31 protein-coding genes are annotated in these 22383 nt (G+C 63.9%); 23 read left to right on the top strand and 8 right to left on the bottom strand.

Features of this window, described 5'->3' with window-relative positions; translation table 11 throughout:
• Positions 1–215: 215 nt before the first annotated feature.
• From rplN to CH302_RS21440, 4 genes are read left to right on the top strand one after another with little or no spacing between them, the layout of a single operon-like run.
• Positions 216–584 carry a 50S ribosomal protein L14 gene (gene rplN, locus CH302_RS21425; RefSeq protein ID WP_032397538.1) on the top strand — a complete coding sequence of 123 codons (369 nt, stop codon included), beginning with the start codon at positions 216–218 and terminating at the stop codon, positions 582–584.
• A complete protein-coding gene (gene rplX / locus CH302_RS21430; RefSeq protein WP_008718278.1) occupies positions 585–902 on the top strand; it encodes a 50S ribosomal protein L24 in 318 nt (105 codons plus the stop codon). It abuts the gene before it with no gap.
• Position 903: 1 nt separating this feature from the next.
• Positions 904–1476: a 50S ribosomal protein L5 gene (gene rplE / locus CH302_RS21435; protein WP_008718275.1), complete on the top strand. Its 573-nt coding sequence runs from the start codon at positions 904–906 to the stop codon at positions 1474–1476.
• Between the two features lie 4 nt (positions 1477–1480).
• Positions 1481–1666, top strand: a complete 186-nt coding sequence (locus CH302_RS21440; protein ID WP_008718273.1) for a type Z 30S ribosomal protein S14 — start codon at positions 1481–1483, stop codon at positions 1664–1666.
• A 91-nt stretch (positions 1667–1757) separates the two neighbouring features.
• On the opposite strand, the gene CH302_RS21445 is transcribed toward CH302_RS21440, so the two are convergent.
• From CH302_RS21445 to CH302_RS30235, 6 genes are all read right to left on the bottom strand, one after another.
• Complete coding sequence (locus tag CH302_RS21445; protein ID WP_037188310.1) at positions 1758–2456, bottom strand: DUF6885 family protein; 699 nt, start codon at positions 2454–2456, stop codon at positions 1758–1760.
• A 1-nt stretch (position 2457) separates the two neighbouring features.
• Complete coding sequence (locus CH302_RS21450; protein ID WP_052047375.1) at positions 2458–3825, bottom strand: glutamine synthetase family protein; 1368 nt, start codon at positions 3823–3825, stop codon at positions 2458–2460.
• 345 nt (positions 3826–4170) lie between these two features.
• Complete coding sequence (locus tag CH302_RS21455; RefSeq protein ID WP_037188308.1) at positions 4171–4410, bottom strand: DUF7683 domain-containing protein; 240 nt, start codon at positions 4408–4410, stop codon at positions 4171–4173.
• 107 nt (positions 4411–4517) lie between these two features.
• Entirely contained in the window at positions 4518–5720 is a 1203-nt protein-coding gene (locus CH302_RS21460; protein WP_217903127.1) for a colicin E3/pyocin S6 family cytotoxin, read from the bottom strand.
• Positions 5720–6010 carry a WXG100 family type VII secretion target gene (locus tag CH302_RS21465; RefSeq protein WP_037188306.1) on the bottom strand — a complete coding sequence of 97 codons (291 nt, stop codon included), beginning with the start codon at positions 6008–6010 and terminating at the stop codon, positions 5720–5722. Before CH302_RS21465 ends, CH302_RS21460 begins: the two co-directional genes overlap by 1 nt.
• Positions 6007–6339, bottom strand: coding sequence for a WXG100 family type VII secretion target (locus CH302_RS30235; protein ID WP_037188304.1), 333 nt, complete (start codon positions 6337–6339; stop codon positions 6007–6009). Before CH302_RS30235 ends, CH302_RS21465 begins: the two co-directional genes overlap by 4 nt.
• A gap of 481 nt (positions 6340–6820) precedes the next feature.
• Between CH302_RS30235 and rpsH the strand changes: the two genes are divergently transcribed.
• The 9 genes from rpsH (at position 6821) to map (ending at position 12508) form a co-directional block, all read left to right on the top strand.
• Positions 6821–7219 carry a 30S ribosomal protein S8 gene (gene rpsH, locus CH302_RS21475; protein WP_008718266.1) on the top strand — a complete coding sequence of 133 codons (399 nt, stop codon included), beginning with the start codon at positions 6821–6823 and terminating at the stop codon, positions 7217–7219.
• A 14-nt stretch (positions 7220–7233) separates the two neighbouring features.
• Positions 7234–7773 carry a 50S ribosomal protein L6 gene (rplF, locus tag CH302_RS21480; RefSeq protein ID WP_032397535.1) on the top strand — a complete coding sequence of 180 codons (540 nt, stop codon included), beginning with the start codon at positions 7234–7236 and terminating at the stop codon, positions 7771–7773.
• A 1-nt stretch (position 7774) separates the two neighbouring features.
• Positions 7775–8191 carry a 50S ribosomal protein L18 gene (gene rplR / locus CH302_RS21485; protein WP_032365631.1) on the top strand — a complete coding sequence of 139 codons (417 nt, stop codon included), beginning with the start codon at positions 7775–7777 and terminating at the stop codon, positions 8189–8191.
• A 34-nt stretch (positions 8192–8225) separates the two neighbouring features.
• The gene (gene rpsE / locus CH302_RS21490; RefSeq protein WP_032397534.1) at positions 8226–8897 is read left to right on the top strand and encodes a 30S ribosomal protein S5; all 672 of its coding nucleotides are present in this window, start codon (positions 8226–8228) and stop codon (positions 8895–8897) included.
• Positions 8897–9076 carry a 50S ribosomal protein L30 gene (rpmD, locus tag CH302_RS21495; RefSeq protein ID WP_008718256.1) on the top strand — a complete coding sequence of 60 codons (180 nt, stop codon included), beginning with the start codon at positions 8897–8899 and terminating at the stop codon, positions 9074–9076. Before rpsE ends, rpmD begins: the two co-directional genes overlap by 1 nt.
• Before the next feature lie 2 nt (positions 9077–9078).
• Positions 9079–9522 carry a 50S ribosomal protein L15 gene (gene rplO, locus CH302_RS21500; protein ID WP_032397532.1) on the top strand — a complete coding sequence of 148 codons (444 nt, stop codon included), beginning with the start codon at positions 9079–9081 and terminating at the stop codon, positions 9520–9522.
• 315 nt (positions 9523–9837) lie between these two features.
• Positions 9838–11160, top strand: coding sequence for a preprotein translocase subunit SecY (secY, locus tag CH302_RS21505; protein ID WP_032397531.1), 1323 nt, complete (start codon positions 9838–9840; stop codon positions 11158–11160).
• On the top strand, positions 11157–11711 hold the full coding sequence (locus tag CH302_RS21510) for an adenylate kinase (protein ID WP_037188302.1): 555 nt from the start codon (positions 11157–11159) through the stop codon (positions 11709–11711). Before secY ends, CH302_RS21510 begins: the two co-directional genes overlap by 4 nt.
• Complete coding sequence (gene map / locus CH302_RS21515; RefSeq protein ID WP_032397529.1) at positions 11711–12508, top strand: type I methionyl aminopeptidase; 798 nt, start codon at positions 11711–11713, stop codon at positions 12506–12508. The genes CH302_RS21510 and map overlap by 1 nt, the downstream gene beginning before the upstream one ends.
• A gap of 16 nt (positions 12509–12524) precedes the next feature.
• On the opposite strand, the gene CH302_RS21520 is transcribed toward map, so the two are convergent.
• Complete coding sequence (locus tag CH302_RS21520) at positions 12525–13418, bottom strand: glycosyltransferase (protein ID WP_176460746.1); 894 nt, start codon at positions 13416–13418, stop codon at positions 12525–12527.
• A 348-nt stretch (positions 13419–13766) separates the two neighbouring features.
• On the opposite strand from CH302_RS21520, the gene infA reads away from it, so the two are divergent.
• The 9 genes from infA (at position 13767) to CH302_RS21565 (ending at position 19086) form a co-directional block, all read left to right on the top strand.
• Positions 13767–13988: a translation initiation factor IF-1 gene (infA, locus tag CH302_RS21525; protein WP_005140011.1), complete on the top strand. Its 222-nt coding sequence runs from the start codon at positions 13767–13769 to the stop codon at positions 13986–13988.
• Between the two features lie 89 nt (positions 13989–14077).
• Positions 14078–14191, top strand: a complete 114-nt coding sequence (rpmJ, locus tag CH302_RS21530; RefSeq protein ID WP_025347279.1) for a 50S ribosomal protein L36 — start codon at positions 14078–14080, stop codon at positions 14189–14191.
• Between the two features lie 204 nt (positions 14192–14395).
• Positions 14396–14770: a 30S ribosomal protein S13 gene (rpsM, locus tag CH302_RS21535; protein WP_008718227.1), complete on the top strand. Its 375-nt coding sequence runs from the start codon at positions 14396–14398 to the stop codon at positions 14768–14770.
• Positions 14770–15183 carry a 30S ribosomal protein S11 gene (gene rpsK / locus CH302_RS21540; protein WP_027496331.1) on the top strand — a complete coding sequence of 138 codons (414 nt, stop codon included), beginning with the start codon at positions 14770–14772 and terminating at the stop codon, positions 15181–15183. Before rpsM ends, rpsK begins: the two co-directional genes overlap by 1 nt.
• A gap of 21 nt (positions 15184–15204) precedes the next feature.
• The gene (rpsD, locus tag CH302_RS21545; RefSeq protein WP_032397528.1) at positions 15205–15810 is read left to right on the top strand and encodes a 30S ribosomal protein S4; all 606 of its coding nucleotides are present in this window, start codon (positions 15205–15207) and stop codon (positions 15808–15810) included.
• A 99-nt stretch (positions 15811–15909) separates the two neighbouring features.
• Complete coding sequence (locus CH302_RS21550) at positions 15910–16974, top strand: DNA-directed RNA polymerase subunit alpha (RefSeq protein ID WP_008718222.1); 1065 nt, start codon at positions 15910–15912, stop codon at positions 16972–16974.
• A 34-nt stretch (positions 16975–17008) separates the two neighbouring features.
• Positions 17009–17596 carry a 50S ribosomal protein L17 gene (rplQ, locus tag CH302_RS21555; RefSeq protein WP_037188300.1) on the top strand — a complete coding sequence of 196 codons (588 nt, stop codon included), beginning with the start codon at positions 17009–17011 and terminating at the stop codon, positions 17594–17596.
• A 5-nt stretch (positions 17597–17601) separates the two neighbouring features.
• The gene (gene truA / locus CH302_RS21560) at positions 17602–18498 is read left to right on the top strand and encodes a tRNA pseudouridine(38-40) synthase TruA (RefSeq protein WP_037188298.1); all 897 of its coding nucleotides are present in this window, start codon (positions 17602–17604) and stop codon (positions 18496–18498) included.
• Between the two features lie 30 nt (positions 18499–18528).
• Entirely contained in the window at positions 18529–19086 is a 558-nt protein-coding gene (locus tag CH302_RS21565; protein WP_037188296.1) for an NADPH-dependent FMN reductase, read from the top strand.
• A gap of 7 nt (positions 19087–19093) precedes the next feature.
• On the opposite strand, the gene eccE is transcribed toward CH302_RS21565, so the two are convergent.
• Positions 19094–20788, bottom strand: a complete 1695-nt coding sequence (gene eccE / locus CH302_RS21570) for a type VII secretion protein EccE (protein WP_052047373.1) — start codon at positions 20786–20788, stop codon at positions 19094–19096.
• A 135-nt stretch (positions 20789–20923) separates the two neighbouring features.
• On the opposite strand from eccE, the gene eccB reads away from it, so the two are divergent.
• Positions 20924–22378: a type VII secretion protein EccB gene (gene eccB, locus CH302_RS21575; RefSeq protein WP_037188294.1), complete on the top strand. Its 1455-nt coding sequence runs from the start codon at positions 20924–20926 to the stop codon at positions 22376–22378.
• The last annotated feature ends 5 nt before the right edge of the window (positions 22379–22383 follow it).

Genomic DNA, 22383 nt, shown 5'->3' on the forward strand with positions numbered 1-22383 from the left:
ATGTCCCATCTCCGAAACCGTACCGAGAGTTCTGTGTTCGCAGGCGACGGCCGGTGCTCGAACGATGGCGATTTGGATCCTGAAGGCCTGTTCCCCTACACTTGACCGGTTGCCTGTGGCAGCGGTGTGCCTTCGTGCGCTCGCTCCCGGCAGCCGACCGCGCGTGTCGGGACGGAAATCCGGCACGTACGTACATCCAGGTCAAGGAGAAGTTAGTGATTCAGCAGGAGTCGCGAGTACGCGTCGCTGATAACACGGGCGCGAAGGAAATCCTTTGCATCCGCGTTCTCGGTGGTTCGTCACGTCGCTACGCCGGAATCGGCGACATCATCGTAGCTACGGTGAAGGACGCCATTCCCGGTGGAAACATCAAGAAGGGTGAGGTCGTCAAGGCCGTCATCGTCCGCACCATCAAGGAGCGTCGCCGTCCGGATGGCTCGTACATCCGTTTCGACGAGAACGCTGCGGTGCTGATCAAGCCCGACAACGATCCCCGTGGAACTCGTATCTTCGGCCCGGTCGGCCGTGAGCTGCGTGAGAAGAAGTTCATGAAGATCGTCTCGCTCGCCCCGGAGGTGCTGTAAATGAAGGTGCACAAGGGCGACACCGTTCTCGTGATCGCAGGCAAGGACAAGGGTGCCAAGGGCAAGGTCATTCAGGCCTACCCCGCTGACTCCAAGGTTCTGGTCGAGGGTGTGAACCGCATCAAGAAGCACACCGCGGTCTCCGCCAACCAGCGCGGCGCATCCTCGGGTGGCATCGTCACTCAGGAAGCCCCGATCCACGTATCGAACGTCGCAGTGGTCGACTCGGACGGAAACCCCACTCGCGTGGGCTACCGGACCGATGAGGAATCCGGCAAGCGCGTTCGTGTTTCCCGCAAGAACGGGAAGGACATCTGAGATGACTACCACCGAAAACATCGCGGGCGAACAGCCCCGCCTCAAGGCGCGCTACCGCGCCGAGATCAAAGACGCCCTGAACACCGAATTTGCATACGAGAACGTCATGCAGATCCCCGGCATCGTCAAGGTCGTCGTCAACATGGGTGTCGGCGACGCCGCCCGTGACGCCAAGCTGATCAACGGTGCAGTTGCCGACCTCGCTGCCATCACCGGCCAGAAGCCGGAGATCCGCAAGGCTCGCAAGTCCATCGCACAGTTCAAGCTGCGCGAAGGAATGCCCATCGGCGCACGCGTCACCCTCCGTGGCGACCGCATGTGGGAGTTCCTCGACCGTCTGGTCTCCATTGCCCTTCCCCGAATCAGGGACTTCCGCGGCCTCTCGGGCACGCAGTTCGACGGCAACGGAAACTACACGTTCGGCCTCAACGAGCAGTCGATGTTCCACGAGATCGACGTGGACAAGATCGACCGTCCGCGCGGCATGGACATCACCGTAGTAACCACCGCAACCAACAACGAAGAAGGCCGCGCGCTGCTCAAGCACCTCGGCTTCCCGTTCAAGGAGAACTGAGTCCATGGCGAAGAAGGCATTGGTCAACAAGGCCAACAAGAAGCCGAAGTTCGCGGTGCGTGCATACACTCGCTGCAACCGCTGCGGCCGTCCCCATTCCGTGTTCCGCAAGTTCGGCCTCTGCCGTATCTGCGTGCGCGAGATGGCACACGCCGGAGAGCTTCCCGGAGTTCGCAAGAGCTCCTGGTGATCTGAGGCCTCCGGGCTTCACCACACCACGCTGATGGGCGTGGGTTCCGACAGGAACCCACGCCCATTTCGTGTTTCTCAGGGCTCCCGACTCATACCGACCACAGGTCGTGTCGTAGCTCCAGCGAGCGGACCAGACCTACCGCCGCATGATGAACCTCGTTGTCGACGATCAGCAGCAGACCACGCTCGGACATCGCCGACGCGAAGGCGTCGGCGGAGACGGTCCTACATCCGGGCGGCATATCCGAGTCGCCGAGTTCCCGATAGGTGTCGGCAATCGCTACTACGTCCGCGACCGGATCGAAGCCCCAGACGGTCACGAAATGTCCTACGCTCCAATCGAATTCGGTCAGTTCGGCGGTGTGTACATTCGCCACCAGGCCGAATCGGAAGGGCGCGTCGGCAAGGCGAGCAAGTAACAGGCGCAATCCCTCGGCACCGGGCCCCATGATCGGAACGACAGCAACGCGGTGATCGGTCGCCGTCTCGATGCCCGCCGCGAGACCTGCCGCTGTGGTTCCGGCCGTATCGGTCGATACGGCCCTCGGCAACACATCCCACCCATCGGTGAGCCGGGGCGTTCCGGGAGGACGGGCCGACTCGATCTCGCCCGGCCAGATCGCGGATCCCGATGCGATCGCAAGTGCGGTGACGTCCGGTGCGTCGTCGCCGATGACGGCTGTCAGCGCTACCGATGCCGAGAACGGTCCGCAGAGTTGATCCGGTTGCGGCAGAACACGATCGAGTGCAGAGACGATCGCACCTGCGCCGGGGAACCGTCGCAGCATGTCAGTAGATCCAGCGCAACGATTCGAGCAGTTCGTCCTCCGTGTGACTGTCCGCCCACGCTGCATCGGCGTCCCGGCACGCAACGAACGCGCCCAGAAGATCCTCGCCCAACACGTTCGCGATCAGTTCGGACGACAGCAGGTTCTCCCGCTGCTGAGCATGGGTCGTCGCGAGTGGGGAGATGCCAGCGGCGTCGCGTCGGGGATCATCCCAGCTGCCCACATCTTCCTGAACCGGTGGCGGCAACTGCGCGCCATCTGCCACACCCGACAGGCCGGCCGCGATCGTGACGGCCAGCGCCAGATACGGATTGGCGGACGCGTCGCACGCCTTCAACTCGACGTTGGTGTGTTCCGGGCCGAGAAGGGGAGTGGCAGGCACGAGTCGCACTGCAGCCTCCCGGTTTTCGACGCCCCAGAATCCGAAGGCACCGGCCCAATAGCCGGGTCGACGGCGCAGCAAGGACCCCGAACTCGGTGCCGTGATGGCCGTGAGTCCCGAGAGTTCTCGAACCAGGCCAGCGATGTACGACCGCCCGGTCTCGGACAATCCGTGCTCTCCGTCCCCGGTCAACGCGTTGTGACCGTTGCGGACCAGCGACGTGTGCAGATGCCAACCATTCCCTGCACTGCTCGACGACGGCAGGGGAGCGAAGCCTGCCCGCAGGCCCTGAGCTTTCGCCGCTGAGTGGATGGTCTGCCGCGCGAGTACTTGCGCGTCGGCCGCAGCAAGTGGGTCGAGTGGACTCAATGCGATCTCCAGCTGCGAGCCGCCGTACTCGGCATGAATCTGACCGATGTCGAGGCCATTCGCAGACAGCGCCTGGAGCAACAGAACGACGAATTCGTCGACATCGCGTACTGCGTTCGCCGAGTAGGCAGGTCCCCGATGAGCGGACAGGCCGTCCGATTCGCGAGTCAGCGCGAACTCGATCTCGAATCCGGCCCGCACCTCGAAACCGGCATCGGCCGCCAGTTGCACCTGCCGCTCGAGAACAGCGCGTTGATCGTAGGGCCAGGGAGTGCCGTCCGCCGAGAGCTGCCGGCCGTGCACCCAGGCCAAGCCTGGTTGGCCGGCCAGTGCGACCACGCTCGACGCGTTGTCGATCACCGGAATCAACCGCACATCGCCGGACGGCGTCGACAGTCCATCGTGGGCGAACGTGATCCCGTCGTGCGAATCGAACACCGCGAACACCGCGGTGACTCCTACTCCGCGTCGCGCGACTGCCGTCAATTCTGCGGTGGGCACGGTGCGTGATCGGACGATGCCGTTGTTGTCGACCCAGCCGATGGTGACCCCGACGATGTTGCGGTCGCGCAGAGTGTGGGTGAGGTGGTCGATGTCGACAGCCTTCGAGTCCGTCATGGTCCGACGTTAGCGAAGAAGTGCTCGTCGGGGTGTCCAACTGGGCCTGCGGGTTGCGAAAAGGCTTGGCTACGCGGAAACTGAGCGGTTGCCCGCGCTTCATCGTCTCTGCGGTTGAGCCCAGGGCGGCGTCGACGCGGCGGTGAGTCTCACGGACGACATTGGAAGAGGTTGAAGCGTGCCCGAGGCCTGCATCTGAACCTCCGGACCGTGTCAGGGCGCGTTGTGATGTCAGGTGCCGAATGACAGTTACTGGTTGTCGACAGTCATGCTCCCGAGCACGTGAATTTCGGGCCGGTTTTCAGTCGCGTTACAGCTGGCCTCCAGGTGCCAGACTGCCCTTCCTCAGTCGGTGAACAGGCCGATGAAGTACTCATTATCGGAGCTGATCCTGAAATCGCCCTCGATGTACTTGGCGAACTTCGGCACGTCGGCCAATGGGACTGGGTACGGTCCCATTTCTAGTGGAAGTTCACTTTCATCGACGTCAATCAGTTCTCTGATTTCGTCTCCGGTGATAGCAGTCAGGGGATAGCTGTCCGCGATCAAATCGGTTTGGTTATCGTATGATTCCAAGTACCACATTGTCCTCTCCTTGTTGGTAGTAGTCAGACCGTGCTGCCTTATTCTCGAGCGGTCGTGAACCGGCGTCGTCTCCGGTTCGAGTTACCAAGATGTCGGGCCTCGGTTGGTCATCGACCAGGCTTTCTAGTGGAATCTGGGGGCTTGGTTTGTGCTCCGGTATTCGGATCGAATTCGCCTAAGTGCTTGCCGTTCTTGCTGTATTTCTCGACTGCGCCGTGTTGGCTATCCCATTCGTAGATGTTCCCTTTGTCGTCAGTCCACCGCGTTCTGCGGTTGAGCGGTTTTCCTCGTGTGGCGTTTGGAAAGCCTGGCAGACCGCCCCGGGGCGCGGGATGGTAGTGCCAATTTCCCCCACCAGTGTTTGCGTTGAAGGTCGTCGGACTTGCTTGTAGGAGCGGTTGCACGTCCATCGCAATTCCGATGGCCGCCGCCCCGGTTGCCACGGTGACACCGACGGCAATTGCGGACGCCGCTTCCACTCCGGTGAGGACGGCGATGACACTTCCGGCGATTACGCTGCCCGTCGCGCCGGTAACGGCGACCGTTCCCACACCGAGGGTGAAGAAGCCGGCAACTGCACCGGCGATCGTGCCGGCAACGATGGCTGTTCCCACGATATCGATGACGCTCTGGTGAGCGTCCTGAATGGTCGAGGCCCATTCGCCGCAAGCGCTCGCGAGAGTGTCGAACTGGTCGGCGACGTTGTGCGCAGCGCTGTAGACACCGTCCATTTGGGCGAGGGCCTGCGGCACTTCGTCGGAGGCAAGTTCCTCCATGTCGGTCCACGCGGAGTTCGTGGCGTCGCTCGCTCGTCTCAGCTCTTCGGCGGCGGTGCGCCACGCGCTTCCGAGACCCCGCAACTTCTCCGGATCACCGTTGGGCCACATGTGGCCCTGAAGCCATCGCGTGATCAGCCCCCACCCCATCGGGGCGTCGGTGTCGCCGCCGTAGGAACCGTTGAACCGCGGTGTACTCGTATGAGGAAGTTGTGGGGGAGCGGGCAGCGGCGGGGTCGGCGGAACAGTGTTCGCATTCTCTGCGTTGGCGTGGTTGACGCCGGTTGTTGCAAGCAGGTCGTGGAGCTTGCCGAACGCATTCGCGATGTCGGTCCCCGCGGTGACTGCGTCGAATGCCGCGGAGTCGTAGCTGTCTGCCCAAGACTTTCCGGCGTTGTCGGTGCCTGCGCAGCCCCAGTTCCGGTGGAGTTCCGCGGCGAGTTCCGCTATCGCGCCGCTCGAGATGGTCTTGGCGCTGCTGTACTGGGAGGCCGCATCGGCAAGGATGTGCGGGTCGACGCTGATCGGGGCCATCAGGGCCACATTCGCTTGTTGTGGTCGACGGCTGCGCGGTAGCGATCATGGGCGCCTCGCGCCAGCGTGCCGAGTTGCGCCAGCGCGGTTCGCATATCGTTCAATTCCTGCCGGAGCAGCTCGTGCTTCGAGCGGTGAGCCTCAGCCGCTTCGCCCTCCCATTCGATGCCGAGATCGTTCACCTCGCGCTCCACATCGGCGATAGCCGATTCGATCGTGGCTCCAACTATGTGTGCGCGATCGACAAGAGCGAGAATCTGCTCGACGTCGGCGACGTAGCGCGCCGTCAACGGTCCAACCGAAGGCCGGAATCCACCACGTGTTCATCGATCACGTTGTCCGATGCGGCATATTCGGTCGCAATGCCATCGAGCAGCCACGCGTCCTCGGTGAGCGCGCCGCATATCTTCCGAGCCGAATCGACCCACTCCGCCCACAGAACTGCATGGGAATCGGCCGCAGCGCCTGTCCAGGAGGTCTCCAGCAATTCCTCTGCGGCGAGACGGACGATATCGATGTCATCCCACAACACGTCGGCGAGGCCGGACATCCGAGCAGAGGCACGGCGGATCCGATCGGGATCGGCTTTCACAGGGTCGTGCGGGACGAACCCGGCCATGGTGGGACGTCGACCGTCCTGGCAACAGAATCGGTTGTGCGCATCGAACCCCCCGGAGCGATGAAATGATGTCGGAAGACTACTGCACCGAACCGACTGGCTCGGCCGTACCCGCCCCGTCCTTCCGGCATGGTGTTCGTCGAGCGCTACCACGCCCGATTTTGAGAACGGCACCCGGTTCCCTACACTAGAGCGGTTGCCCGGGCTTCGTCGTGCCTGCACGCGAGTCCTTGCAATAGAAACGCAACCTCGAGTTCTCCGTACGTCAGCATCGAAATGCGGAAGCTCGAAACACCTGGCAGTGCAGCGATGCATTGCTTGGAGCGCAACCCCTGACCGGCAACAGTCGGTCAGGACATGTTCACTTCGTTGTAGGCCCACGATGTGACGAGCCAGGCCCGCCGGGTTCTCGAGAATCCAGGGGCACCAGCTCGCGCATGCTGCATGGGAACCGCTGCGAGAAAGGTGCACAGGTCACACCATGACGATGACCGATCCAATTGCAGACTTCTTGACCCGTCTGCGTAACGCCAATTCGGCGTACCACGACGAGGTGAAGCTTCCCCACTCGAAGCTCAAGGCGAACATCGCCGAGATCCTCAAGCGCGAGGGCTACATCTCCGACTACCGCACGGAAGACGCCGAGGTGGGCAAGACCCTCATCGTCGATCTGAAGTACGGCCCGAGCCGTGAGCGCAGCCTCGCCGGCGTGCGACGCGTCTCCAAGCCCGGTCTCCGGGTGTACGCAAAATCCACCAATCTGCCCAAGGTTCTCGGCGGCCTGGGCGTGGCGATCATCTCCACGTCCACAGGTCTGCTCACGGAGCGTCAGGCGGCCAAGCAGGGTGTGGGCGGAGAAGTCCTCGCCTACGTCTGGTAGGGGAGGCCACCACCATGTCACGTATTGGAAAATTGCCGGTACCGGTCCCCGCTGGAGTCGATATCACCATCGACGGCCAGAACGTTGCGGTCAAGGGCCCCAAGGGTGCCCTGAGCCTGACGGTCGCCGAGCCCATCCAGATCGCTCGCGCCGACGACGGCACCATCGCCGTCACCCGGCCCGATGACGAGCGCAAGAGCCGTGCACTGCACGGACTTTCGCGCACTCTCGTCGCGAACCTCATCACCGGTGTCACCAACGGTTACACCAACAAGATGGAGATTCACGGCGTCGGTTACCGCGTCGTACTCAAGGGCAAGGACCTCGAGTTCGCACTCGGTTACAGCCATCCCGTGCTGATCGAAGCACCCGAGGGCATCACGTTCACGGTCGAGTCGCCCACGCGATTCACCGTTGTCGGCATCGACAAGCAGAAGGTCGGTCAGATCTCTGCCAACATTCGTCGTCTGCGGCGTCCGGACCCGTACAAGGGCAAGGGCATCCGCTACGAGGGTGAAGTGATCCGCCGCAAGGTCGGAAAGACGGGTAAGTGATATGAGCCAGCAAACAGCAGACAAGGCGAACGTCGTCAAGCGCACTCCGCGTGGCACCGACGTCTCGACGAAGCGTCGCCTGTCGAAGGCACGTCGTCACTTCCGCCTTCGCAAGAAGATCTCCGGCACGCCCGAGCGTCCCCGCTTGGTCGTCAACCGGTCCTCGCGTCACATCCACGTGCAGTTGATCGACGACCTCGCCGGCCACACGCTGGCCAGCGCGTCGAGCATCGAAGCCGATGTGCGCGCCCTCGAGGGCGACAAGAAGGCCGTCAGCGCGAAGGTCGGCGAGCTCATCGCCAGCCGCGCGAAGGCAGCCGGCGTCGAGGCAGTCGTGTTCGACCGCGGCGGCAACAACTACAGCGGCCGCATCGCGGCACTCGCAGACGCAGCCCGTGAAGGCGGGTTGACGTTCTGATGATGACAATGACTGACAACGGAAGGACAGCCTGATGCCGGGACGTCAACGGCGTGACGGCGGAAGCGGCCCCGCCGGACAGAACAGTGGCCCCAACGCAGGTGGCGACAACAACCAGCGCGGCGACAACCGCGGTGGCGGTCGTGACCGTCGTGACAACGGCCGTGGCGGCAACGCTGCGGACAAGTCGAACTTCATCGAGAAGGTCGTCACGATCAACCGCGTCTCCAAGGTGGTCAAGGGTGGTCGACGCTTCAGCTTCACCGCCCTGGTCATCGTCGGTGACGGCAACGGACTGGTCGGCGTCGGCTACGGCAAGGCCAAGGAAGTTCCCGCGGCCATCCAGAAGGGTGTCGAGGAGGCTCGCAAGAGCTTCTTCCGCGTCCCGATGATCGCCGGCACCATCACGCACCCCATTCAGGGCGAAGCCGCAGCCGGCGTCGTCATGTTGCGTCCGGCCAGCGCCGGTACCGGCGTCATCGCCGGTGGCGCTGTGCGTGCCGTGCTGGAGTGCGCCGGTGTCCACGACGTGCTGTCGAAGTCGCTCGGTAGCGACAACGCCATCAACGTCGTGCACGCGACCGTCGCAGCCCTCAAGGGTCTGCAGCGTCCCGAGGAAGTTGCGGCTCGCCGCGGCCTGACCCTCGAAGAGGTTGCACCCGCCGGAATGCTGCGCGCACGCGCACAGGCAGGAGCGGTGAAGTAATGGCTCAGCTGAAGGTCACCCAGATCAAGAGCACCATCGGCCAGAAGGCGAACCAGCGTGACAGCCTGCGTACTCTCGGGCTCAAGGGCATCCGCCAGACGGTCGTCCGCGAGGACAACCCGCAGAACCGCGGACTGGTCAACACGGTGCGCCACCTCGTAACTGTTGAGGAGGTCTAACCATGACCATCAAACTGCACCACCTGCGCCCCGCAGCCGGATCCAAGTCGACGAAGATTCGCGTCGGCCGTGGTGAAGGTGGCAAGCGCGGCAAGACCGCAGGTCGCGGTACCAAGGGAACCGGCGCACGCAAGAACGTGCCGGCACGCTTCGAGGGTGGCCAGATGCCCCTCCACATGCGGCTCCCGAAGCTCAAGGGCTTCACCAACCGCAACCGTGTCGTGTTCCAGGTCGTGAACCTGCGCGACATCGAGCGTTTGTTCCCCGAGGGCGGTCAGATCGGTATCCCCGAGCTCATCGCCAAGGGCGCCGTTCGCAAGAACGAGCCCGTCAAGGTTCTCGGCGACGGAAACCTGACCGTGAAGGTCGAGATCTCGGCCAACAAGTTCACGGGCTCCGCCAAGGAAAAGATCGCCGCTGCCGGCGGTTCTGCAACCGAGGTATGAGCATCGGTTCGATGTGCTGAGTAGTAGCGCATCGACCAGCAGTTCGTGACGATGGCCGCAGCCACAGCTCTCGCAGCTGAGCTGCGGCCATCGTTGCCTCGGCACCACGTGCCGAGGTCGACCGAACGGACAGGGTCCAACACTGACCGTCGGGCGGTTCGATACGCACTGTTAGAGTTCTAGAGTTCACAGAAGTTCGTTTCGATGCGGGCGACGCATGTCGCTTGCAGTCCATGCTCGTGAGGCTCACGGGAGCAGCAGTTGCGCTCCCGACGATGCACTCGCAGCGTCAATGCAGTCGTGCCAGGAGGATCTTTGCTTTCCGCCTTCGTGTCGGCCCTCAGGACTCCTGACCTGAGACGGAAGATCCTCTTCACGCTCGGTCTGGTCGCCCTGTATCGCTTCGGTGCAACACTGCCGTCGCCGGGTGTCGACTACGCCAATGTCCGAGCATGCATCGACCAGGTCTCCGGTGGAGACTCGGCGGGCATCTACTCGTTGATCAACTTGTTCTCCGGTGGAGCGCTCCTACAGCTCTCGGTGTTCGCGATCGGCATCATGCCGTACATCACCGCCAGCATCATCGTGCAGCTGCTCACCGTCGTCATCCCGAAGTTCGAGGAACTCCGCAAGGAGGGGCAGTCGGGGCAGGCCAAGATGACGCAGTACACGCGTTATCTGTCGATCGCGCTGGCCATCCTGCAGGCGACCGGCCTGGTGGCCCTCGCTTCGCGTGGGCAGCTCCTTCAGGGATGCCAGCAGGACATCATCGCCGACCAGTCCATCTTCGGCCTCGTCATCATCGTGCTCGTCATGACCGCAGGTGCAGCCGTCGTCATGTGGTTCGGTGAGGTCATCACCGAGCGCGGCGTCGGTAACGGCATGTCGCTGCTCATCTTCGCCGGAATCGCCTCGCGTATCCCGTCCGAGGGCAACTCGATCCTCGAGAGCCGCGGCGGGTTGGTGTTCGGATTCGTCTGTTTCGCAGCGTTCCTGATCATCACCGGCGTGGTCTTCGTGGAGCAGGGTCAGCGTCGAATTCCCGTCCAGTACGCCAAGCGCATGGTCGGTCGAAAGATGTACGGCGGCTCGTCCACGTACCTTCCGCTCAAGGTCAACCAGGCCGGCGTCATCCCGGTGATCTTCGCGTCCTCGCTGCTGTACCTGCCGAACCTCATCGCCCAGCTCACCTCGGCGAGCACCGCGGTCGATCCGAGTTGGTGGCAGCGCATCATCAACGAGTACCTGGTGAACCCCGCGAACCCGGTCTACATCGCGATCTTCTTCGGTCTGATCGTCTTCTTCACGTACTTCTACGTGGCGATCACGTTCAACCCCGAAGAGCGCGCCGACGAAATGAAGAAGTTCGGCGGCTTCATCCCGGGCATCCGTCCGGGCAAGCCGACCGCCGACTATCTGAACTACGTCCTCAGTCGCATCACGTTGCCGGGCGCGGTCTACCTGGGCACCATTGCCGTGCTCCCGAACCTGTTCCTCGACATCGGTAGTTCGGGTGGAGGACAGAACCTCCCCTTCGGTGGCACCGCCGTGCTGATCATGGTCAGCGTCGGCCTGGACACCGTGAAGCAAATCGAAAGCCAGCTGATGCAGCGTAACTACGAAGGGTTCCTCAAGTGAGACTTGTTCTGCTCGGTCCCCCCGGTGCCGGCAAAGGCACCCAAGCCGTTCTCCTGTCCGAGAAGCTGGGCGTTCCGCACATCTCCACCGGCGACCTGTTTCGCGCGAACATCGGTGAGAAGACGGCCCTCGGACTCGAAGCGAAGAAGTACCTCGATGCCGGCGATCTGGTTCCCAGTGAGCTGACCATCGACATGGTCCGCAGCCGCCTCTCCGAGCCGGACGCCGTCAACGGCTTCCTGCTCGACGGCTTCCCTCGTTCGGTGGGTCAGGCCGAGGCACTGGTCGGCATCCTGGCGGATCTGAACGCGAGGCTCGACGCCGTACTGTCCTTCGTCGTCGACGAGGACGTCGTCGTCGAACGCATGCTCTCGCGTGGACGCGAGGACGACAAGGAAGACGTCATCCGGAACCGGCTCAAGGTGTACCGGGACGAGACCGCGCCGCTGCTCGACTACTACGAGGGTCAACTCGTCACGGTCGACGCGATCGGTGAGGTGGACGAGGTCAACGCTCGCGCGCTGAAGTCCATCGAGGACCACGGCAAGTAATGGCGTTCGGCCGTAAACGCAAGGTCGTGCCGTTCCGCAGTGCCGGCGAACTCGACGCCATGGCTGCGGCCGGCGCGGTCGTCGGCGCTGCTCTGGTTGCCGTCCGGGCAGCGGCGGTACCCGGTGTCTCGACACTCGAGCTCGACCGAGTGGCCGAGGCGGTCATTCGTGACGCCGGTGCCGTGCCGTCGTTCCTCGGTTACCACGGCTTCACCGGCAGTATCTGCTCGTCGGTGAACGACCGTGTGGTGCACGGCATTCCGTCGGCAGACGAGCTCTTGGTCGCGGGCGATCTGGTGTCCATCGACTGTGGGGCGGTTCTCGACGGTTGGCACGGAGACTCTGCATGGACATTCGGTGTCGGCGACATCATCGAGGCCGACGCCATGCTCAGTGAGGCGACGAGGCTGTCGATGGAAGCCGGCATCGCCGCGATGCTTCCCGGCAACCGGCTCACCGACGTCTCGCACGCCATCGAATCCGGAACCCATGCGGCCGAGCAGGCGCACGGACGCAAGTACGGAATCGTCGACGGATACGGCGGTCATGGAATCGGCCGTGAAATGCACATGGACCCGTTCCTCGCGAACGAGGGTGCCCCCGGCAAGGGACCGGAGCTGGTCGTCGGATCCACCCTCGCGATCGAGCCCATGTTGACTCTCGGTACGTACGACACCGACATCCTCGACGACGGGTGGACGGTCGTGACGACCGACGGATCCCGGTCCGCGCACTGGGAACACACCGTTGCCGTCACCGAGGACGGGCCCCGCATTCTGACCCTGCGACCCAGCTAGGTCCGACCCGGCCAGGTCACCAGGCCAACGATCCGTAGCGTCGACCGCCGCGGACCAGGCCGAGGTGCGCAGCCACCAGACGGAGCCAGAGCCGAGTGGGCATCTTGGTCACCGCAGTCGGAAGCAGTGGGTTCCGTACGCCGAGCATCAGCAGGGCGACGGAGATCGATCGGGCCCGGAAGGGCGGGCAGCCCTGTGCTCGGTAGAGGCCGCGCACGTGAGCCGATCCGTACCCCAGAGCGCCTGCTTGTTTCCAGTTCTCCCGGTGGCCGGTGCGCAGTCGGTACGAGACCAGCGGTTCGGCGATGAAGTGCAATCGACAGCCGGCGTGCTGTGCGCGCCACGAGAACTCCATGTCCTCGCTCGCGTGTACGTGCTCGAGCATGCCGCCGAGCTCACGGTAGGTCGATCTGCGGCACGCCATGCTGGCACCGATGGCGAACGGGAGGAACGTCGACTTGCCTTGGTCCGACGGCGGTGCGAAGGGGGTCGATGCTCGCGTGGCAACGGAGTTCAGTGTCTCCGTCTCCAAACCGGTACCCACCAGGCCGTACTCGTCGAGGCCTGCAACGATGCGTCGGAGCCAGGTCGGATGCACCGCGTCGTCCGCGTCGCAGAATGCGAGCAGTTCGGTGCGGGCGGCGTCTGCGCCCCTGTTACGAGCGAACGATGCGCCCGGTTTTCCTTCGGCATCGACGTACTTCAGGTCCAGGGCACCACGGAGGCAATGGTTCTCGATGTGTTCGCGAAGGCCGTCGGTCGACCCGTTGTCGCTGATGATCACCGTGAACGGATGCTCGTAGTCCTGTCGAGCGAGAGCTCGTAGTTGATCGTCGAGAACATCCTTGGCGTTGTGGACTGGGATGATGACGGATACGACCGGGTTTCCGGCGCGCGTGTCTGATTTCAAGAGGGGTGCCTTGTAGTCGTCGTCGCGGAGACGGCCGCCGCTGCGAGCGCAGGCGGGACGGCCCGAAGTTGTGCGGCTGTGATGCAGCCCGGCAGAACGGTAGTCCAGGAAATCGACGAGGGGCAAACGATGACCTGGAGCATGGACGCGGGACGCATTTGGCCAGACGTGCTTTACCCGGTAACATGGATCGACGGTGCGCCCTGCGTACCGGATGTTCGCGTGCCCTGGTGGGCTGCGAACCGTTCCGGTGACACATCGTCCCGTTCATTCGGGTCGGTCAGTGGGCATCACGGTAACGGAAACAGATGCAATCAACCAGGTGTGAGAGCCAGGATCGCGGAGGATATGGCCAAGAAAGACGGTGCTATCGAGGTAGAGGGCCGAGTTGTCGAACCGCTGCCCAATGCGATGTTTCGCATTGAGCTCGAAAACGGCCACAAGGTACTCGCTCACATCAGCGGAAAGATGCGTCAGCACTACATTCGCATCCTTCCCGAGGATCGCGTCGTTGTGGAGCTTTCGCCCTACGACCTCACGCGTGGACGCATCGTTTACCGCTACAAGTAACAGCTTCCCCGGCCACGTCCGGTCGGGGAGAACCATGCTCGGGGCCACTGCATGCAGCGGGGCCGAGCTACACACAGGAGATCAACGACGTGAAGGTTCAGCCGAGCGTCAAGAAGATCTGCGAAAAGTGCAAGGTGATTCGTCGTAACGGACGCGTCATGGTGATCTGCGACAACCTGCGTCACAAGCAGCGTCAGGGATAACCACCGAGCATTTCGCACGTCGGCTTGGCAACAGCTAGAAGATGACCTCCCAGCACCAACCGCGACACACGCGTCGCGGCATACCCCCGGCACGGAGGCCGGGGCCCCACTGAGTTTGTTGAAAGACGCTTCACACCCCAGCGGTGAGAAGGACACAGGGGACGGACTGGGAGCAGACCTCCGGACAAGAAAAGGAAATGCCACATGGCACGTCTCGCAGGTGTGGATCTGCCGCGCGAAAAGCGCATGGAGATCGCACTGACTTACATCTACGGCGTCGGCCGTACCCGCTCCAAGGAAATCCTCACAGCGACGGGCGTCAGCCCCGACCTGCGAAGCAAGGATCTCGGCGACGACGATCTGCGCAAGCTCAGCGATTACATCAACGAGTCCCTCAAGGTCGAGGGCGACCTGCGCCGCGAGGTGCAGGCCGACATCCGTCGCAAGATCGAAATCGGCTGCTACCAGGGTCTTCGCCACCGTCGTGGTCTGCCCGTCCGTGGACAGCGCACCAAGACCAATGCGCGTACCCGTAAGGGACCCAAGCGCACCATTGCCGGCAAGAAGAAGGCGAAGTAATGCCCCCCAAAGCACGCGGTACCGGTCCGAAGAAGGCGCAGAAGACGCGTCGCAGGGACAAGAAGAACGTCCCGCACGGATCTGCGCACATCAAGAGCACGTTCAACAACACGATCGTGTCGATCACCGACCCCGCCGGAAACGTCATCTCGTGGGCGTCCTCGGGACACGTGGGCTTCAAGGGCTCGCGCAAGTCGACTCCGTTCGCCGCACAGCTCGCAGCCGAGAACGCTGCGCGCAAGGCACAGGAGCACGGCGTCAAGAAGGTCGACGTCTTCGTCAAGGGTCCCGGCTCCGGCCGTGAGACCGCGATCCGCTCGCTTCAGGCCGCTGGCCTCGAGGTCGGCACCATCTCCGATGTCACCCCTCAGCCGCACAACGGCTGCCGTCCGCCCAAGCGGCGTCGGGTCTAGCGGGAAGGAAAGGTTTAGAAAATGGCACGTTATACCGGTCCTATCACCCGCAAGTCGCGTCGTCTGCGCGTCGACCTCGTCGGAGGCGACCAAGCGTTCGAGCGTCGTCCCTACCCGCCCGGCCAGCACGGCCGCGCGCGGATCAAGGAGAGCGAGTACCTGCTCCAGCTGCAGGAGAAGCAGAAGGCTCGCTTCACCTACGGCGTCATGGAGAAGCAGTTCCGTCTGTACTACAAGGAAGCCAACAGGACCGTCGGCAAGACCGGCGAGAACCTGCTGACCATCCTCGAGAGTCGTCTCGACAACGTCGTCTACCGTGCCGGACTGGCACGTACGCGTCGTCAGGCCCGTCAGCTGGTCACGCACGGTCACTTCCTGGTGAACAACAAGCGCGTCGACATCCCCAGCTACCGCGTCTCGCAGTACGACATCATCGATGTCCGTGAGAAGTCAGCACAGACGCTGCCGATCCAGATCGCCCGCGAAAGCTACGGCGACCGTCCCGTCGCCCCGTGGCTGCAGGTCGTTCCCAACCGTCTTCGCATCCTGGTGCACAGGTTGCCGGAGCGCGCACAGATCGATGTGCCGCTCCAGGAGCAGCTCATCGTCGAGTACTACTCGAAGTAAGGCGCAGCACGCATGTGAGTCTCCCCGCGAGGCTCACATGCGTCTTCGCCTCCACACGTGGGCGTCAAATAGCGGACGCCCGTACAGGAGGAACACACAATGCTCATTTCACAGCGCCCGACGCTGACCGAAGAGGTCATCGCCGACAACCGCTCGAAATTCGTCATCGAGCCGCTCGAGCCCGGCTTCGGTTACACACTCGGCAACTCGCTCCGCCGCACCCTGCTGTCGTCGATCCCCGGCGCTGCTGTCACCAGCATCCGTATCGACGGCGTCCTCCACGAATTCACCACCGTCCCCGGAGTCAAGGAAGATGTCACCGACATCATCCTGAACCTCAAGGGCCTCGTGGTGAGCTCCGAAGAAGACGAACCGGTCACCATGTACGTCCGCAAGCAGGGCCCCGGCGCTGTGACCGCAGGCGACATCGTGCCTCCGGCCGGCGTCACGGTGAACAACCCCGATCTGCACATCGCGACCCTGAACGACAAGGGCAAGTTGGAGATCGAGCTCGTCGTCGAGCGCGGTCGCGGCTACGTCCCCGCCGTTCAGAACAAGGCATCGGGTGCCGAGATCGGCCGTATTCCGGTCGACTCGATCTACTCACCCGTGCTCAAGGTCACCTACAAGGTGGAGGCCACCCGCGTCGAACAGCGCACCGACTTCGATCGGCTCGTTCTCGACGTGGAGACCAAGAATTCCATCACCGCGCGGGACGCGCTCGCTTCGGCGGGCAAGACCCTGGTTGAGCTCTTCGGCCTCGCCCGTGAGCTGAACGTCGAAGCAGAAGGCATCGAGATCGGACCCTCGCCCGCCGAGGCCGATCACATTGCTTCCTTCGGACTCCCCATCGAGGATCTGGACCTCACCGTCCGGTCCTACAACTGCCTCAAGCGCGAGGGTGTTCACACCGTCGGCGAGTTGGTTGGTCGTACCGAGTCCGATCTGCTCGACATCCGTAACTTCGGGCAGAAGTCCATCGACGAGGTGAAGGTCAAGCTGCATTCGCTCGGCCTCTCCCTCAAGGACAGCCCCGCGTCGTTCGATCCGAGCACCGTGCCTGGCTACGACGCCACCACGGGCACGTGGAGTGACACCGACGCCGGCTCCTTCAGCGACACCGAAGGTGCCGAGCAGGACTACGCCGAGACAGAACAGCTGTAATCAGCTCGCTGGAGCTCTTACTAGGAGATTCATCATGCCCAAGCCCACCAAGGGCCGCCGTCTCGGCGGGTCGGCGTCGCACCAGAAGGCCATCCTGGCCAACCTGGCGACGTCACTCTTCGAGCACGGCCGCATCACCACCACCGAGTCGAAGGCCAAGCGCCTTCGTCCCCACGCCGAGAAGCTCGTCACCCATGCGAAAAAGGGTGATCTGGCGCATCGTCGTGAGGTTCTCAAGACGATCAACAACAAAGATGTCGTGCACAAGCTGTTCGCCGAGATCGGGCCTTTCTTCGCCGATCGCGACGGTGGCTACACGCGCATCATCAAGACCGTCCCCCGCAAGGGTGACAACTCGCCGATGGCCATCATCGAGCTCGTCAACGAGCAGACGGTGTCCAACGAAGCCGATCGCGCTCGCCGCGTGAAGGCTTCGCAGGCTGCTCCCGCCGCAACCGAGGCTCCGGCCGAGGACGCGACCGACGAGAACGTCGTCGAGGTTGTCGAAGCCGACGCGACCGACGCCGAGGTTGCCAACGCCGACGCAGTCATCGACGGCATCGAGGACAACGACGCACACGCGTCGGACGCCCCCGAGGCCGAGGAAGCAAAGAAGGACTAGTCCTTTTGAGCTCCGAGCACGATCGAAGCGGGCCCGCCATTCCCTCCGGGGAGGGCGGGCCCGCTTTTTCGGTACCCACCAGATTTCGGCTCGACATCTCGTACGACGGCACGAGCTTCTCCGGGTGGGCGCGCCAACCGGGCATTCGCACCGTGTGCGGAGTGCTCGAAGAAGCTTTCTCCACGGTGCTGCGGCAACCGATAGAGCTGACCGTGGCGGGGCGAACCGACGCGGGAGTCCACGCAGCGGGACAGGTGGCGCACTTCGACGCCGTCGACGTTCCGGACGATCTCGACCGACTGGTCCGCCGAATGGCACGGTTTCTGCCCACCGACGTTCGCGTGCGTGCCATCAGCGCCGTCTCCGGTGATTTCGACGCGCGATTCTCGGCGTACCGCAGGCATTACGAATATCGTTTCGGCACTGCGCTCTACGGCGTCGACCCCCTCGATGTCGCCGGTGTCGTCTCCTGGCCCAGGCCTATCGATCTGGACGCGATGCGCGAGGCATCCGCGGGATTGATCGGCCTGCACGATTTCGCCGCGTTCTGCAAGCGACGTGACGGTGCCACCACCGTTCGGGAACTGCAGCGCTTCGACTGGGAGCGCGACGGCGACCGTCTCACCGCGTACGTCAGCGCCGACGCGTTCTGCTGGTCGATGGTCCGTAGCCTCGTCGGTGCCATGCAGGCCGTGGGGGAAGGGCGCCGAACTCCCGACTGGGCGCGGTCGCTGTTGACTCGCCGGGAGAGGGCGAGCGAGGTGGCGGTGGCTCCGGCGCACGGCCTGTCCTTGGTTCGAGTCGACTACCCGCCGGCCGACGAGCTGGCTGCCAGGAACGCGTCCACCCGAGAAGTGCGCACGGCGATCCCCGATGACAGTTGCTGTGGGGGAGAGGGCTGACCGAGCGTCACCGGGTCTAGTGTCGGAGCGATGCAGCCGATACAGCTCGCCGTCGTCGTCGGTAGTGTGCGTGCCGGTCGAGTGGGACCGACCGTCGCGGCCTGGGTTCGAGGTGTTGCAGCCGAACGCACCACCGTCGAGGTGGTCGACGTCGACTTGGCCGATTTCGAGTTGCCCAACTCCCTGGCTCCGTGCGAGGACTCCGAACGCTTCACCGGAATCATCGGTGCCGCCGACGCCTTCGTGTTCGTCACCCCCGAGTACAACCACGGCGTACCCGGTGCGTTGAAGACTGCGCTCGACACGGTGAAGTACGAGTGGCGCGGCAAGCCGGTGGGGTTCGTCTCGTACGGCGGGCTCGGCGGGGGAGTTCGAGCCACCGAACAGTTGCGGCAGATCACCGCCGAACTGCACATGGTCTCCGTTCGAGACGCGGTGTCGCTGCATCGGGTGCGCAAGCGGTTCGACGAATCGGGAGGCATCGACGATGCAGCCGCCGTCGACGCTCTCGGGCGTCTTCTCGACCAACTGGAGTGGTGGGCCGACGCGGTGGCCGGCGCTCGTGGGCGTGCCGACTACCCCGGCTGAGAATCGGTCATGCTCGAACCGCGGGGCGCAGACTTCTGGGCCGTCCGATGAAGGCCGTTTCCTGCGGAATGGTGACCAGAGTCAACTCGACGTCGAGTGGACCGGACCGGACTCGAATTCGATCACCCGACGCGTGGGGTTGGACGATCGTCAGATCCGCCTCCGAGCGCTGCATGCTTCGCTCCTGTTCGGGGCGGCCGGTCCGCGGTAGGTGCTCGGACAACGAGATCACGGTGACGCCCGACGGTCCCTGTTGCGCAGGCGGTGCCGAACCGTCGGCGAAGTCGATGAGGATCACGTCGTACGAGGGACGGGATCGGGATGTGGTGCCGTCGACCAGTAGTCGATCGGGATCCCCGATGGCGTCGAGGAGTGCGCGCCAGGCGTGGGGGCGATCGGTGCGGACGAGGACCCTGGCACCGGTGGCGATGGCGCGGAACAGCAGTTGCTGAGCGAGGTAGAGCTCTCCGACGATGCGCACTCGCGTCAGTCCAGGCCCGAACAGCCGCACCGCGACACCGTGTCCGCGGGCGTCGGATCCCAGCAGCTGGCCGCAGCCACTCACCGGGAGCATCAACTCGTTCACCGTCGAGACATCGAGGATTCGGCTGGGAGACAACGATTTCGGTGCAGGTACGGCCAGTGGAAGCTGGGCGAGAATACCGTCGCGTTGACTTCCGCTCATCGAGGTCAACGCGCGTACGCGAGGCTTCGTGATCGGTGTCCGGGCGGCGAATCTGCACGACGCACGGACGCGCACCTTTCCTGGGTCGCGGGTGGGCTGCAGGTGGAAGGACATCGTCGTTCCGAGGGACGGTGTTGCCCACAGGGTGGCGATGTCCTCGGCAGTGATTGCGCTGCAATCGATTCCGAACCCCGTACTCGACGCACCCGGCATGGGTGCCGTCGACCATGTCTGAGTCAGGTCGTCGGTGCTCACTCCCCGGCAGAGCTGCGACACGGCCGACCGAAGTTCGGAGCTCGTCAACAGTCGCGAGGACAGACCGTGCGCGTGCAGAGCGCGGAGGACACGCGTGGTCGCGACGACAGCGGTGCGGGCTGCGCCGGCTCTGCCTCCGCCTCTGACCTCGATCGCCCGAGCATTCGCGCGCAGGTCGAGAGTGACTGCCACCCAGACGGTTCGCACCGCTACGGCCGGTAGCGGACCGATGAGTCCCTCGTACACCTCGGTGGCGACAGAACCTGCCGAGCTGCGGAAACCGAGGGCGACGACGTCGATCGAGCAGACCTCGATGTCGTGCTGGGTCAGACACGACGCCAACGCGTCGACAGGAAGCGCGTACTGCGTCTCGGCGCTCGCCCTGCCGAGGACCGTGGTGGCGTGCTCGGGCGGGACGATCTCGATGGTGCAGGTGACGGTGTCGCGCTGCCAGTGGACCCCGACCGGGCCGCCTGCGGTGTCGGTGTATTCCGTGGTCACGCCTACATCGGGGGCGCGATCGGCGAGAAACCTCCAGATGGCCCGGACCCAGTCGACGACCGGTCTACGCCGAACGGCCACGAACGGAACGAGCGCTACTGCCACAGCGGCGAGCAGAGCCCATCCGGTCCGCACCTGTGCCGCATACAAAGCCAGACTGATCGCCACGGCTGCGGTCTCGGCCACGATCACCCGCCGGACCGTGGGCGCGACGAAGGGGACGGCGGCGCGCCCACGCTCTGCCCAACCGATACGCGTCATCGAAACCCTCCCCCCGAAGGTCGCAGTGCCCCATCGATGACCGCCAACGCGGTCGCCGAGGTGTGCGGAGGAACTGTACTGTGACGCGTGACCCGAATGGGGATCGGGTCGTCTGCACAATCCTGGGGAGGAATCATGGCGTCGACGCCGACAACCAAGTGGCAGGTCGGCGGTTACCGCTTTCTCGTCCGCAGAATGGAACACGCACTGATCAGACGCGACGTTCGGATGCTGCACGATCCGATGAAGTCGCAGTCGCGGGCACTGCTGGTGGGTGTCGTCATCGCCTGCATCGGTTTGGCGGGATGCGCTGCGCTGGCACTGTTTCGGCCACAGGACAAGATCGGCGACGCGTCGATCGTGGTCGGTAAGGACTCGGCCGCGATGTTCGTGAAAGTGGACGACGTGTTTCATCCGGTGCTCAATCTCGCGTCGGCTCGCTTGATCGTCGGCAAGCCCGACAACCCGCTGACGGTCAAGGAATCCGAATTGTCGTCGCGACCCCGCGGCGCGCTGGTGGGTATTCCCGGTGCTCCGTCTGCGCTGCCGTACGACGGTGACGGCAGCGCGGAAACGTGGACCGTCTGCGACACCGTCGACCCGATCGCAGGAGTGACCTCGACAACGGTTGTGGTGGGCGATCCTCGATACGGTGAAAGCACGGCTGCGCTCGCCGACTCCGAGGCGTTCCTCTGGACATCCGACGGCACTGCGTATCTCGTGCACAACGGCACCAAATCGCCGGTCGATCTGAACAACAGGGCAGTGGTCCGCGCACTCGGACTCGAGGATGCGACACCGTCCCCGGTCAGTGCGGGTCTGCTCAATTCCGTGCCCGAATCGCCGCCGGTCGCAGCACCGTTCGTTCCCCGAGCGGGTGAGGCTCCTGCGTTCCCGTTCGACGGCCGGACGATCGGTTCGGTCGTGCAGGTCGCCGGTCGCGACGTTCGGTACTACGTGGTTCTCGAGGACGGAATCCAGGCGATCAACGAAACTGCGGCACTGCTGATCAAATTCACCGATTCGCAGGGCAGTCCGGATATTGCCGCCGTCAATCCCGACCTGCTCGCGAACGCTCCCAAAACCTCTTCAGGACTGGAGGTTTCGACGTTTCCGGCGACCACTCCTGCGATCGTCGATACCGGTGAGCGCCCTGTCGGGTGCTTGACGTGGGAGCCACTCGGAGCTGCCGACGGCGGACCGTCGGCTCGACTGATCGAGTCCGCCGGTCGCGGATTGCCGCTCGAGACCGGTTCCCAACCGGTTGCGTTGGCTCAGGCAGATGGCGGCGGCGACGCCGTCGACCAGGTCTATCTGGCACCCGGTAGCGGCGGGTTCGTGCGCAGTACCGGAATCTCCACGTCGAGTACACGTCAGGGCAGTGTCTTCTTCGTGGCCGACACCGGAGTGCGCTACGGCGTCGACGGTGCCGAGGCCGCGTCGGCGCTGGGGTTCGGACCGCCGGCACCCGCGCCCTGGCAGATACTCCAATTGCTCGGCAGTGGGCCCACTCTGGGGCGCGGCCAGGCCCTGACGATGCACGACGGTGTCGCTCCCGACCCGCAGGCCGCGGCACTTCCGACGAAGTAGCGTCC

The organism is Rhodococcus sp. 15-2388-1-1a (genome assembly GCF_002259145.1).
Classification (GTDB): domain Bacteria; phylum Actinomycetota; class Actinomycetes; order Mycobacteriales; family Mycobacteriaceae; genus Rhodococcoides.